The sequence below is a fragment of the Photobacterium sp. Hal280 genome, assembly GCF_037162255.1.
Lineage (GTDB): Bacteria > Pseudomonadota > Gammaproteobacteria > Enterobacterales > Vibrionaceae > Photobacterium.
Map to the genome: position 1 here is coordinate 63,222 of NZ_JARLUO010000003.1, position 13,099 is coordinate 76,320.

General features: G+C 50.4%; 11 protein-coding genes and 1 pseudogene. 7 read left to right on the plus strand and 5 right to left on the minus strand.

The window, feature by feature from the left end; all coding sequences use genetic code 11:
• Positions 1 to 113: 113 nt before the first annotated feature.
• Positions 114 to 485 (plus strand): annotated as a pseudogene (locus P4S53_RS07775) (S24 family peptidase); the annotation flags it as partial.
• A 44-nt stretch (positions 486 to 529) separates the two neighbouring features.
• Here the strand turns inward: P4S53_RS07775 and P4S53_RS07780 are convergent.
• The 3 genes from P4S53_RS07780 to P4S53_RS07790 form a co-directional block, all read right to left on the minus strand.
• Positions 530 to 1,324, minus strand: a complete 795-nt coding sequence (locus P4S53_RS07780) for a hypothetical protein (RefSeq protein ID WP_337112233.1) — start codon at positions 1,322 to 1,324, stop codon at positions 530 to 532.
• A 751-nt stretch (positions 1,325 to 2,075) separates the two neighbouring features.
• Positions 2,076 to 2,483, minus strand: a complete 408-nt coding sequence (locus P4S53_RS07785; protein WP_337112234.1) for a DUF3597 domain-containing protein — start codon at positions 2,481 to 2,483, stop codon at positions 2,076 to 2,078.
• A gap of 203 nt (positions 2,484 to 2,686) precedes the next feature.
• Positions 2,687 to 4,258 carry a S8 family peptidase gene (locus P4S53_RS07790; protein ID WP_337112235.1) on the minus strand — a complete coding sequence of 524 codons (1,572 nt, stop codon included), beginning with the start codon at positions 4,256 to 4,258 and terminating at the stop codon, positions 2,687 to 2,689.
• A 523-nt stretch (positions 4,259 to 4,781) separates the two neighbouring features.
• On the opposite strand from P4S53_RS07790, the gene ypfJ reads away from it, so the two are divergent.
• From ypfJ to P4S53_RS07810, 4 genes are all read left to right on the plus strand, one after another.
• Positions 4,782 to 5,684: a KPN_02809 family neutral zinc metallopeptidase gene (gene ypfJ, locus P4S53_RS07795; protein WP_337112236.1), complete on the plus strand. Its 903-nt coding sequence runs from the start codon at positions 4,782 to 4,784 to the stop codon at positions 5,682 to 5,684.
• 347 nt (positions 5,685 to 6,031) lie between these two features.
• A complete protein-coding gene (zur, locus tag P4S53_RS07800) occupies positions 6,032 to 6,478 on the plus strand; it encodes a zinc uptake transcriptional repressor Zur (RefSeq protein WP_337112237.1) in 447 nt (148 codons plus the stop codon).
• Between the two features lie 36 nt (positions 6,479 to 6,514).
• A complete protein-coding gene (locus P4S53_RS07805; RefSeq protein ID WP_027254037.1) occupies positions 6,515 to 6,979 on the plus strand; it encodes a chemotaxis protein CheX in 465 nt (154 codons plus the stop codon).
• 249 nt (positions 6,980 to 7,228) lie between these two features.
• A complete protein-coding gene (locus tag P4S53_RS07810) occupies positions 7,229 to 7,438 on the plus strand; it encodes a cold-shock protein (RefSeq protein ID WP_027254038.1) in 210 nt (69 codons plus the stop codon).
• A gap of 71 nt (positions 7,439 to 7,509) precedes the next feature.
• On the opposite strand, the gene pgi is transcribed toward P4S53_RS07810, so the two are convergent.
• Positions 7,510 to 9,162: a glucose-6-phosphate isomerase gene (pgi, locus tag P4S53_RS07815; protein WP_337112238.1), complete on the minus strand. Its 1,653-nt coding sequence runs from the start codon at positions 9,160 to 9,162 to the stop codon at positions 7,510 to 7,512.
• Between the two features lie 586 nt (positions 9,163 to 9,748).
• Between pgi and P4S53_RS07820 the strand changes: the two genes are divergently transcribed.
• Positions 9,749 to 10,345: an NADPH-dependent FMN reductase gene (locus tag P4S53_RS07820; RefSeq protein WP_337112239.1), complete on the plus strand. Its 597-nt coding sequence runs from the start codon at positions 9,749 to 9,751 to the stop codon at positions 10,343 to 10,345.
• Positions 10,346 to 10,394: 49 nt separating this feature from the next.
• Here P4S53_RS07820 and P4S53_RS07825 read toward each other — a convergent pair whose 3' ends face one another.
• Positions 10,395 to 11,480, minus strand: coding sequence for a GNAT family N-acetyltransferase/peptidase C39 family protein (locus P4S53_RS07825; protein ID WP_337112240.1), 1,086 nt, complete (start codon positions 11,478 to 11,480; stop codon positions 10,395 to 10,397).
• Positions 11,481 to 11,555: 75 nt separating this feature from the next.
• On the opposite strand from P4S53_RS07825, the gene P4S53_RS07830 reads away from it, so the two are divergent.
• Entirely contained in the window at positions 11,556 to 13,022 is a 1,467-nt protein-coding gene (locus P4S53_RS07830) for a RimK family protein (RefSeq protein ID WP_337112241.1), read from the plus strand.
• Positions 13,023 to 13,099: the final 77 nt, after the last annotated feature.

Genomic DNA, 13,099 nt, shown 5'->3' on the forward strand with positions numbered 1-13,099 from the left:
GTGATCTCCTGCTGTTATGTGGCAGAAATCTCCAGTTTAGACTGTCTCAGCATAGGGGAAGTGGACAGCTCCACCAAGAGGTTATGTACATTAAAAGTTGAAGTAAGTACCGACACGGTGCTTTAGTGGTGAGTGAAGAGAAATCCAGTGACATCGTTTTCAGCGAATCCTACATTCAAAACGAAGTCGGAGTGAAGGCGGCCAATGTCTTTCTGATGCCTGTGAAGGGTGACAGCATGTACCCAACACTCAAAAATGGCTGCTTGGTCATGGTGAACAAAATTGATCATTTTACTGGGGATGGAATTTACGTCTTTCGCTTTGAAGGGCAGTTAATGGTAAAACGCCTTCAGTTCTCAAAGCATGGCCTGTCTGTCACCAGTGACAACGACAGCTACCAGCCATGGGAACTGAGCAAAGAAGAGATCATGAGTAGTGATTTTGAAGTGATTGGTGAAGTAGTTTGGTCAGGACAGAGGATGTAGATAACTATGCAGTGCCCAATTCCAATCTAGGGCACTGCAAGTTTTTAAATAAAATTTTTCTCTACATTAAATAAGTTTAGTTTTTTCATAACAATAGTACTTAATATGAAAAATATCGCTGAAATTGGTACTGTAAGTGAGCTATCAAAAAAACTAATACTTGTTTCAAGTTTAGCCATCAATGATGCTGCTGATGTTCCAGAAGCCACCCATAAAAATATGTACTTAACATTGCTTTTCAATTCACCCGAAAAACATCTAAAAGCCGAATAAATATAAATACAAGTCATAACAGGCATACTGAAAATCAAAAGTGTATTTACTAGTATTTTTTTTGTTGTTTTAGAAGTGTCTTCTGACAATTTTACTTCAGCTACTTTTGCCACCCTTGCAAAAACACTTAAAGAATTAGGATTTCCATTTACCATTATCGATAAATTTATAGTATCTTCCTGGTTCAACAACAATGGTTTCACTACAACAGAGTTTTCATGATTATTCAATTCCACTGGAATTGATGGCGGAAATGTGCTTTTCAATGATGTTTTTAGTATTTTTGTCTTATCTTCAAAAACAAAAGTGATCGGAGAATCGAAATCACTTTTTTTAATTGGTTCCGAGCCTTTATTTCTAATTGTTATGTTTATTATGTTTGGAGATTCAACAGGCTTACCATCAAATAACATTTTTAACTCAGAGTCTCCTGCTAATTGCGGAGCAAGATTATCTATTGATACTAATTCGACATGGAGCTCATTTGACTCCTGATCAACTAGCCATAAAATCAATGGTAATAAAACTGAAATACAAGAAATAATAAACCCAATCCTTTTCACCACTTCAATCATCCTTTCGTAAATAAAATAATTGTTAATTCATCTTATAAGTACTTCAGCATGAAAGCTAATAGGCAACTAACTTTCCACTAAAAATTGGATTATACTATATTGCTATTACATACAACTAAGTAAAACTTAAGATACACTCAAAAAATATGAATTCGGTTCGTGAGTCGCGCACTAGCCCAGACAGGGCGCTAATTGCGCGTATTATCGAGCATCGAACCAATAAACAATCGCGTTCAACATTCGTATCTCAGACAGTCCCCCTATAGTACCCCCCAATACACCCAAACCCTCAAATAGCTTGAAGGTCAGCCCAGTCGAGCATAGGCGCCACAGAAAAGCGGCATGAAGGGTGATCGCCAGCGAGGCTGTGATTTTCCTGAGTATTTTCAGTGTGTCGCGTCATTCTGAATTTCCTGTCACTTCAATTGAAATTGCACGAATTCCGTTCACTGTACCCTCGCCGTCCCCCTTCCAGAGCAGGACTATCTCGCTTCATTCATCGTCGGAAACAACACCCGAGAGCGATAACAGGCGGTACAAAGCAACTGTGTTCGTTAAAAAGCAGGGGCGCATTAGACATGCAGAATACAAAATGATCAGGAAAAAGGAACTCGCCAAGTCAGGTCTCAGGCTACCTAAGCGGTCAAAGATAGCCGTTCAGGGGGCACTCCCCAAATCAGCCCACGTCAGTCCGGGGCTGATGGGTGATGGGTGATGCAGAAAACGATTTTTACTGATTCAGTCACAACAGTTCATCAGGCACGTTCCCGCCGTTGTCGGCCAGTTTCTGCAGCACGGTTTTATGCAGCCACATATTCATTTGGGCGGAATCGGCCATTTTGTCTGCGGGACAGCCCAGTTCAGTTGCCAGCTCTTTGCGGGCCGACAGGCTGCTGTCGAGACCCAGCAGTTTGAGCAGATCGACAATCGAGGTTTTCCAGTTCAGTGCTTCCGGATGGCCGGCAGCCATAGCATCGAGTTTGGCGACCACATCGACAGTTTCCATCGCCGGTGCGGATGGCTCAGCCGGTGCCGGAGAAACAGCAGGGGTTTCGTCGGGGGCAAAGGTGACATTGGCAGATGGCGTTGGTGTCTGGGGGGATTTTTTGCCAAAGCCCAGCTTATTGAGAATATCGTTGAACAAACCCATGACAGCTCCTTAACCGGTGTTGGCCGGATTGCGAATGACAGGCAAAACAGAGCGGCAGAAGTGCGCGCTCAGCTTCATTAAAGCTAGTCGGGTTATTCGGTACAGAGCGTCGCATTTCAACGACTGGCGACGGGTTCACCAAAAAGCGCCCTGAACGTCCTTGTCCGGGGCGCGAGCGTCATTCCCTTCTCGGTGATGACAGTTTAGAAGCTCGCTTCTAAGGACAAGCCGCCATAAGCGTTATAGCCATTGAGCATGATGTGATACCGCCCCGTCTGCGTGGGTGTGACGGTACAGGTTTCACCGTTACCCGCACGGTAAGGCCGGCAATCCCAGCTTGATTTGGTGGCTTTCTGCCCGAAGCGCACATACAGATCGGCATCCCCTGTTCCGCCAGAGGTACGAACCGTCAGGGTACGTCCTGCGGTGACATCAATATAGTAATGCTGCTCACTGCCGGACGTCCCGCTCAGGCCACTGAGCACCTGACCGTTTTCCAGTTTGCCGTCTGACGGAGTGCCCGGATCACCACCGCCATTGTCTGTGCCGCTGTAAGCCAGCAGATTGAGGCTGTTCCGCGGATCGCTCACTTTACCTGTGGTGCCGCGCTGCGCCAGTAACTGACTGAGCTGAGCGGGAGTCAGGTTCGGGTATTCGTCCAGATACAGCGCGCCGATACCGGCCACATGCGGTGTTGCCATGGAGGTTCCGCTGATGGTTTTGTAACTGCCGTCATACCAGGCGGAGGTAATAGACGATCCCGGGGCAAAAATGTCGACACAGCTGCCCCAGTTCGAAAAACTGGATCGCTGATCTGAACTGGTTGTCGAACCGACAGTGACCCCGTTTGCCACCCGGGCGGGCGAAACATTACAGGCATCCTGATTTTCATTGCCCGCCGCCAGCATGAAGCTGACACCTGAATTGACCGCGCTGTTGATGGCGCTGTCCAGTGCGGTAGAAATGCCGCCGCCCAGACTCATATTCGCCACAGAAGGCCCCGAGGCGTTCTGTTTCACCCAGTCCACCCCGGCAATCACCCCGGAGGTGGTGCCCGAGCCATTACAGCTCAGCACACGCACCCCAACCAGGCTGACGTTCTTCGCCACACCGTAGCGCGTCCCGCCAATGGTGCCGGCCACATGTGTACCGTGGCCATTACAGTCGGTGGCATTGCTGTCGTTATCGACGAAGTCGTAACCGGAACGGGCACGGCCGCCAAACTCGGCATGGGTGGTGGTGACACCGGTATCAATGACATATGCCGTCACGCCGGTGCCGTTATACTGGGTGACAAAATTACCGTCCAGCGGCAGGTTGCGCTGATCCACGCGATCCAGGCCCCAGGTGGCATTGGTCTGCTGCGCATCAAAGGCTTCAGGGAAAACCGGATCGAGTGAAATCACCTGATCCTGCTCGATGTAGTCGACCTGATTGTCCCGGCGGAGTGCATTGAGTTGTTCTGTCGTCAGCTCAGCAACAAAGCCGCTCAGGGCTGAATCAAACACCCTTTCCGCCTTCACGGCATGAAGCGTGCTGATCGACTCGACAGTACGGGCCACAAACTCGGCACGCGCGGCGAGATCATTGGCGATGTACGCCGGTTCTTTGAACACCACGATATACTGATTGGCAACGGCCTTTTCAGGCGCCGCGGTGATCAGCTGAGCCTGAGACTCTGAACTGACCGCAGCCAGTGAGTCGTTAGCCTGCAAAGCGGCACTGGTTAATACCAGCGCAGACGTGATACAGCAACCTAGCATTGTCTTCAACATTGTTATTCCTTTTTATGTTTGTCCGTGACTTGGAATGGCCTACCCCTCACATCCGGCACAGTTAAAACCTATACGCAACAAAGCTCTTACACATAAGAGATAAATACTGAATTTTATCAGTGAAACAGAGCTATAAGTGGTTGCATCCAAGTTGTGACCCATCACAAGGCATAAATAAGTTGCTGTTTTCATATAATTTTATGTCCAGCACTCCGGGTTTATTTCGCACAAGGAAGGATGTAAACAAATCCGAACAGGTAAAAAATCTGCTCATGACCACTTATATTTCATTATGTTAGATGTAAAAGGGCAAAGATCATCCGTATCTTTTCAACAGCCCGACTTTACAGCAGGCCTAAATGCTAATTTTGCCCGAATTTGTAAAACAGAAGATCTTGGCTAACAGCAGAGTATGTTGTGCTGATAAACAAAAAAATGGCCGCGTCTCAGGGTGTAACAGGAAAAATGTCCGTTTTTCGCTCAGACTTGTTGAGAACCTCTTTGACGACTCAGGGGAAAACCTATGCGCTGGCGCAACACCAAACAAAGTACCAACATCGATGACAGACGTGGTCAGGGGCCGGCTCGCTCCGGGATGGCTGTCGCTGGTTTGCTGCGTTTTCTCCCGTTTTTGCTCAAAACCAAAGTAGGGAAACTGATTCTGGTGGTCGGTGGGATATACCTTGCCTACCAGTACTTTACTGGTGGAGCGGGCATGATGGATGTCCAGCCGGGCTCTGCTCCTGGTCCAGGAACCATGCAGCAGGAAGGCGCGCAAACTGGTGGTTTACCGGCCAGTGACGAAGATGCCCAGTTTGTCGCGGCGATTCTGGGCACCACAGAAACCGTATGGAGCAAGCTGCTCGACGGCCAGTATCCCGAACCGCAGCTGGTGCTGTACACCAATATTACCCAGACGGGTTGTGGCATGGGCCAGGCGCAGTCCGGCCCGTTTTATTGTCCGGCAGACAGCAAGGTTTATCTGGATCTCAGCTTTATGGATGAGCTGAAAAAATTGGGGGCACCCGGCGATTTCGCGTTTGCCTATGTCATCGCGCACGAAGTCGGCCATCATGTGCAAAATGTGCTGGGTACCAACAAACAGGTTGCCCAGATGCAGCAGCAGGCCAGCGAGGCCGACGCCAATCGCTTGAGCGTGATGCTCGAACTTCAGGCCGACTGCTATGCCGGGGTCTGGGGCTATTATGTTCACAATGACATGCAGTTGCTTGAGCCGGGCGACATTGAAGAGGGATTGAAAGCCGCCAGTTCCGTGGGTGACGACCGGCTGCAGGAAATGGCAGGTCAGGCCGTACAGCCAGATGCCTTTACCCACGGGACGTCTGAGCAACGGGCAAACTGGTTTCGCACAGGGTTCGAATCCGGCAATCCCAAAGACTGCGACACTTTCCAGAACCTGCAGTAACCCTGCTCCGGGGCCAGCGCGACGCTGGCCCTGAAAAGAGCGACCAAGCCCCTAAGTCCTGCTTGCCATTTCATGGTTTGTGCATACACTTTGCCTCGCATTATTCAGGGCAACAACACTTGAGTATGACTGTCAGCACGGTAAGCCCCATATCCGGCATAGGCGGCATCTTTGACTGACAAACTAGTCAATAAATCAATCGATCTTGCCGTCATCTTCTTAACAGCTGATGCGAATGTGATCAGTTACACGAAAATTTTGTCCATCCGTGCTGGATTATGTCTCTCAGAGCTAGGTTTTTGAAATGCTATGATAGACTATGACGCTAGTCGCTTTTTTGAGGAAGTATGGCAAATCATATGCAACTGCTGAATCAGGCCCAAACACTCTGTGATAAACGTGGAGTCCGGCTGACCCCGCAACGCCAGAAAGTACTGGAACTGATTGTTGAGCGTCAAAGTTCTATCAGTGCTTACGAGCTGCTTGATTTGCTTCGGGAAACTGAACCTCAGGCCAAGCCTCCCACTGTGTACCGCGCACTCGACTTTCTGCTGGCCCAGGGCTTTGTGCATAAAGTTGAGTCGACAAACAGCTATATCGCCTGCAATCTGTTGGACCATGCCTCTCATTGTTCACAGCTTTTAATTTGCGATGAATGCAGTCATGTGGAGGAATGTCACGACGATGAATTGGCTAAAATGCTAAAACTAAAGGCACAACAGCAAGGCTTTCAGATTTCTCACCATGTGGTTGAAAGCCACGGTGTGTGCCGAGCATGCCAACTGAAGAAGTAGTCCGTTTCTGAACAACAACAAGGCAATCCAGATCCTATGCGAGCAGAATTTGTAAACCCGTTTCTGGCCTCTCTGCTGAATGTGCTCAAGACCATGGCGTCAATGGAGCTGGCCCCGCAAAAACCTCTGCTGAAAAAAGATGAAGTCGCCCGTGGTGATGTATCTGGCCTGATTGGTATGATTGGCCCGCAGACCAGAGGTTCAATGTCCATTACCTTTGATGAAGGCCTGGCGCTGGAAATCATGCAGCGCATGCTGGGCGAACGGCCCAATGGCATCAATGATGAAGTCACCGATATGGTCGGCGAGATCACCAATATGGTGACAGGCGGCGCGAAACGTATTCTGTCTGAAAAAGGCTATGACTTTGAAATGGCCACGCCTGCCGTTGTGTCAGGCCGCGGCCACACCATCACGCACAAGAGCGAAGGGGCGATCATCATCATGCCGTTTGAATCTGAATACGGCAAAGCCTTCATCGAAATCAGCTTCGACCGCTAACTTTCTTACATAGCACGTCTTTTTCTGCAGGCCAGTACAAACTGGCCTGACCTATTGGCGTGACCATGCTTAATTCTTTCATCCTTTTTGCATAAATAACGCATAAATCATTGCCCCGCCTTCCGGTTACGATCTAGACTGGAAATGCTATTTAGGCATCGACTCACCGATAAAGATACCTGTGAATAGCATTCGTGTTGCCTGCCTTCGGGTAACGCAAGGAATAGATTACAAAGGAAAGATCGTCAAATGAGCAAACTGACAGGAACCGTTAAATGGTTCAACGATGATAAAGGTTTTGGTTTTATCTCTGCTGCGGATGGCAAAGATGTTTTTGTTCACTTCAGCGCCATTCAGGCTCAGGGACGTCGTACCCTGAGAGAAGGCCAAAACGTTGAGTTTATCGTTACTGACGGCCAGAAAGGCCCACAAGCCAGCGAAGTGGTCGCCCTGTCTTAACCCTAAGGCATACCGCAACTAAGAAAAACGCCGCAAAAGCGGCGTTTTATCATTTCAGGCTGACGACTGAATTACTGACGCCATTGCTTGAAGGTATTGATCAGGCCATTGGTCGAACTGTCATGACTGCTCACCGGCGCGTTGTCCGCCAGTTCCGGCAGAATTTGATTGGCCAGCTGTTTACCCAGCTCAACGCCCCACTGATCGAAGCTGTAGATATTCCAAATCACGCCCTGAGTGAAGATCTTATGCTCATACATCGCGATCAGTGCACCCAGGGTATACGGGGTGACTTGCTTGACCAGAATAGAGTTGGTCGGACGGTTCCCCTCAAACACTTTGAAAGGCGCCAGCTCTGCGGCTTCTTCCGGCGTTTTACCGGCCGCAGTGAACTCGGCTTCCACCTGCTCGCGGGTTTTACCAAATGCCAGCGCTTCGGTCTGGGCAAAGAAGTTCGCCATCAGTTTCGGGTGGTGATCACCCAGCTGATTGTGGCTGATTGCCGGGGCAATAAAGTCACACGGGATCAGCTTGGTGCCCTGATGGATCAGCTGGTAGAACGCGTGCTGGCCGTTGGTGCCCGGCTCGCCCCAGATGATCGGTCCGGTCTGATAATCAACAGGATTACCGCCACGGTCGACATACTTACCGTTCGATTCCATGTTGCCTTGCTGGAAGTACGCCGCAAAACGGTGCATGTACTGATCGTAAGGCAGAATGGCTTCGGACTCGGCACCGAAGAAATTGTTATACCACAGGCCAATCAGCGCCAGAATAACCGGCAGGTTCTCGGTCAGCGGTGCTTGGGCAAAATGCTGATCCATCGCATGCGCACCGGCCAGCAGTTCTTCGAAACGCTCGTACCCCACAGCCAGACAGATAGACAAACCAATCGCTGACCACAGTGAATAACGGCCGCCGACCCAGTCCCAGAACTCGAACATATTGGCGGTATCAATACCAAAGGCAGACACCGCATCGGCATTGGTCGACAGCGCAGCAAAGTGCTTCGCCACATGCGCCTGATCTTGGGCTTCCGCCAGGAACCAGTCACGCGCCGAATGGGCGTTGGTCATGGTTTCCTGAGTGGTGAAGGTTTTTGACGCCACCAGGAACAGGGTCGTTTCCGGGTTCAGCCCCTTGAGGGTCTCGGCAATATGGGTGCCGTCCACGTTAGAGACAAAATGCAGGTTGAGACGGGTTTTGTACGGTGCCAGTGCTTCCGACACCATATAAGGCCCCAGATCAGAGCCGCCGATGCCGATATTGACCACATCGGTAATCGCCTTGCCTGTGTACCCTTTCCAGTCACCGCCAATGATCCGGTCGGAGAACTGCTTCATTTTCGCCAGCACGGCATTCACATGCGGCATTACATCTTCGCCGTCCACCAGCACTGGCGTGTTGCTGCGGTTGCGCAGCGCAACGTGCAGTACGGCGCGATCTTCGGTGCGGTTAATTTTTTCACCGTTGAACATAGACGCGATGGCCGATTTCAACTCGGTCTGCTCCGCCAGATCAAACAGCTTGGCCAACGTGTCTTCAGTGATCAGGTTCTTTGAATAATCCAGCAGGATATCGTTGCCGAACGCCGCGGAAAACGTCTCGAAACGTGATGAGTCTTTAGCAAACAGCTCACTGAGCTGAAGATCCTGCGCCTGTTCAAAATGGGCAGTCAGTGCCTGCCAGGCAGTTGTTTGCGTGGGGTTAATGTTTTTCAACATAATGACGTTCCTGATGTGTTATTTTTTCACTACAGCACAACCGGTGGCGCTGCAGTGAATGTCCAATTCAACGGCGTTTGCACAGCCAAACTGGCCATAAGCATGGCGACATTTTAGTAATTTTACAACTTATTGTTCATTATGCCGCTACCACCGCCCGACCTGCCTTGCTCCAGGTCACGCTTTCGGTGAATCGTATACAGCCGCTAAACTATAGGAAATTATCCTGCAGTCTGAAAGGAATAAAGAGATAAAAGCGACATACGTCAGCTGAGACAGTAGCATCCAGCGTCACCTTGACCTGACTTCCTGCCCATGGCTGATGAAATTGAACAACAGATGAACCATAATTCTGCCGGAACAGTCCCCCTCTGAATCCAGCCACCAGCCTTGTCAGAAAGCCAGCCATGGCGCTGATTCATCAGGTTGCAGACACAGTTTTAATTACCTTCTTAAAAAGATACTTGATAAAAAGATTTATCAGATTTATCTTTAGTCACATACCTTTTCATAAAGATACTTAATACAAAGCTATCTATTTTCAATCACTGAACATGTCCGCAGCAATGACACAAGGAAAAGAACCATGAAACTCAGCATTATTTCAGGCAGCCACCGTCAACAGTCGTACAGTGCTAAAGCGGCGCTCTATTTACAGCACCTTGCTCTCAGTGAGGGTTTCCAGAAGGCCGATGTGTTCGATCTGAGTGTTCTTGAATTTCCGCTGTGGAATGACGGCGTCTGGCGTGGCAGTGAAGAATGGAGCGAATGGAGACGCTTCGCCGACGATCTGAAAACATCGGATGCCATTGTACTGATCACGCCCGAATGGCACGGCATGGCGACCCCTGCGCTGAAAAACTTCCTGTTGCTCTGCACCTCAGCAGAGCTGGGGCACAAACCCGTTCTGCTGGCCAGTGTTTCCGCCAGCGTGAACGGGGTCTACCCCATCAGTGAGCTGCGTATGACGGGGAGTAAAAATAACCACGCCTGTTTCATTCCGGATCACCTGATCTTCCGCGACTGTGAAACCCTGCTGTCTGCCGACAAGGTCGTCAGTGATGAGCGGTTCCACGCCCGGGCGACATATACCGTTCAATCCCTGGCGGCCTATGCCAAAGCGCTGGGCCCGGTAAGGGAAGCGCTGCAACAGGGGATGAAAGATTTCCCGTTCGGTATGTAACTCCCCATATCAGGCCCCTGACAGCAAAGAAAAGCCGAAGCGATACTCGCTAGGGTTTGATCACCACACAGGCCGTCTGTTTCTGGCGGCCAAAACCGAGGATCTGGCTCAGACCAGCTTTATTGAGCGGAATATGCGCACGATGACTGCTGTCTGCCTTGTCTTCAGCAAAGGGGTCATGAAAGAAAAAGAATTGATCGCTGACGCCGCTCAGCACAATCCAGTGCGGCTCTTTGCAGCCGTTAAAACGGTAGGTACTGATCAGCATCAGCAGACAGCAGCCCTGTTTCAGCCACTCTTCGATCTGACTGACCGCAGGCATGGCATCCACCACTGGCACCCCCGCTTCATCCAACTGCTGACAAAAGTCCTGATGGACCAGTTCGATAATGTCCTTTTTCTTGGGATCGCGAACACTGTCAATAAAAGGGGTCGATAGTGACTGCGCCCACAATTCCACCTTGCATCCGCGTCTGTATGCCGCCAGCGCCAAACCCTGCCCGCTGCACCCGCCGTGGCCCGATGCCATGAAGATAGTGGTGGCCTCTCGCCACAACTGCATTTCCAGCTGACGACTAGGCTGAAATTCAGCATCCAGATAAGACAGACTCATCATTAAGCATGCCGGACCACAGGTGAATGGCGTGGTTTGCACATACAAAGGAAGCGCTAGCAAATGCTTCGCTTCCATAGGGCTCAGGCGTTTTTGCATCCTGACGCCATCGGCCAGATCATCGTAATAATGGATTAAAATTTTTAATGGTTTATAACCGCATTTTTCATAAAGATTTCGCGCCGCGACATTGTCATTGCGCACTTCCAGCCTTAATGTATTGAAACCGTTTTCCAACGCCGCCGCTTCACAGGCAGACAATAACTGCTGAGCAATGTGCCTGCCTCGGTAAACGGGATCGACGGCAAGGGAATACAACCGCGCCAGCTGGGTGCCCCGGTGAAACAACACCAGTCCATAGCCAGCGATTCGGCCTTCATCTTCCGCGACATACAGCACACTCTGGGGTGATTTAATAAACCGCCGCATCTGACGGGGAGAAATTCGATCCCCGTCGAAAAGCTGAGCCTCGAGAGCATTTAAACTATCTAGATCATAAAGCTGTGCAATACGGACTATCATGGACTTATTCACACTTGAGTGGACTAGTTCGATTTAATCCCAAAATTAGCCGTAAGGCTATAGGTGAAGAAAAAGATGACAAAAGTCCTCATTATTACCGACAACGACAGTGACTGGCGGCAGTACTTTCCCTCTGACAGGGTTGTCACTGTCGATACTTATTTGCAGCAGGGCGCATTTTGTGAAAACAAAGCCACTCAGGTCATCAACCTGTGCCGGGACTACGGCTACATGAGCAGCGGTTATTACTGCTCGCTGATGGCCGAAGCCCGTGGGCACAGGGTGATTCCCCGGGTGATGACGATCAATGATTTGTCTCAGCCTTTCTTATTGTCGGTACCGTCAGACCAGCTGGAAAAAGCCTTTGCACACCAGTTGCAGTCGTCTGGGGATCAGCTCGAAGAAAAAATTTACTTTGGTCAGTCCAAAGTACCCGGTTTTGAGAAAATGGCGCGCCGCCTGTTCGAGCACTTCATGGTGCCTGTGATTCAAGTGGTCATCCGCCGCTCCGATTCGCACTGGCAGGTAGATCAGATCACGCCGTTCCCGTTTCAGGATTTGACGGATCCTGAGCAGGATTTGTTTGCCGAGGCGCTGGAACGTTTTTCCAACAAGGTATGGCGTTCACCCAAGCCCAACAAAAATGCGCGCTACGATCTGGCCTTGCTGGTCGATCTGAACGAAAAGATGCCGCCATCAGACAGCGCGGCACTGCACAATTTTAAGAAGGCCGCCAAGCGCCTGGGCATGCGGCTGCAGCCCATTACGCCGGATGATCTCTCCCGGCTGGGCGAATTCGATGGCCTGTTCATTCGCGCCACCACCAATATTGGCAACTTCACTTACCGATTTGCCAAAACGGCGGAGAAGCTGGGCTTGATCGTCATGGACGATCCGGAATCCATCATGAAATGCACCAACAAGGTGTTTCTCACCGAATTGCTGCGGTTGCACAAAGTCCCGACCCCGAAAAGCGTAGTGCTGAAAAGCTTCGATCCGAACTGGCTTGAGCAGGCCGAAAACGACATCGGTTTCCCGATGGTGCTGAAAGTGCCGGACGGTGCTTTTTCCGTCGGCGTGGTCAAAGTGAAAACCCGCGAAGAGCTGCTGACCCAAATGGATACCCTGTTTGCGCGCAGTACACTGATTCTGGCGCAGGAATTTCTGCCAACCGATTTTGACTGGCGGATTGGGATTCTCAACCGTCAGCCGCTGTTCGCCTGTAAATACTATATGAGCCGCGGCCACTGGCAGATTTACCAGCACCATAACAGCGGCCGGGTCACCTCGGGCGGCTTTGAAACCCTGGATCTGAAACAGGTGCCGAAGAACGTGATTGAGGTGGCGCTCAAAGCGGCCAACCAGATTGGGTCCGGTCTGTACGGCGTCGATCTGAAGGAAGTGAATGGTCAGGTGGTGGTGATCGAAGTGAACGATAACCCGAGTATCGATCATAAAGTCGAAGATGCCTTCCTTGGCGATCTGCTCTACGACCGGGTGATGACAGAATTTCTGCGCCGCATTCAGCTGCGCGGATTTTGAGTCTGTAACTCAACTCCCTCCCAGCCAGCCTCCCCCGTCAAAGGGGGAGGCACTGTACAGAATTTGCTGAAGCGCGG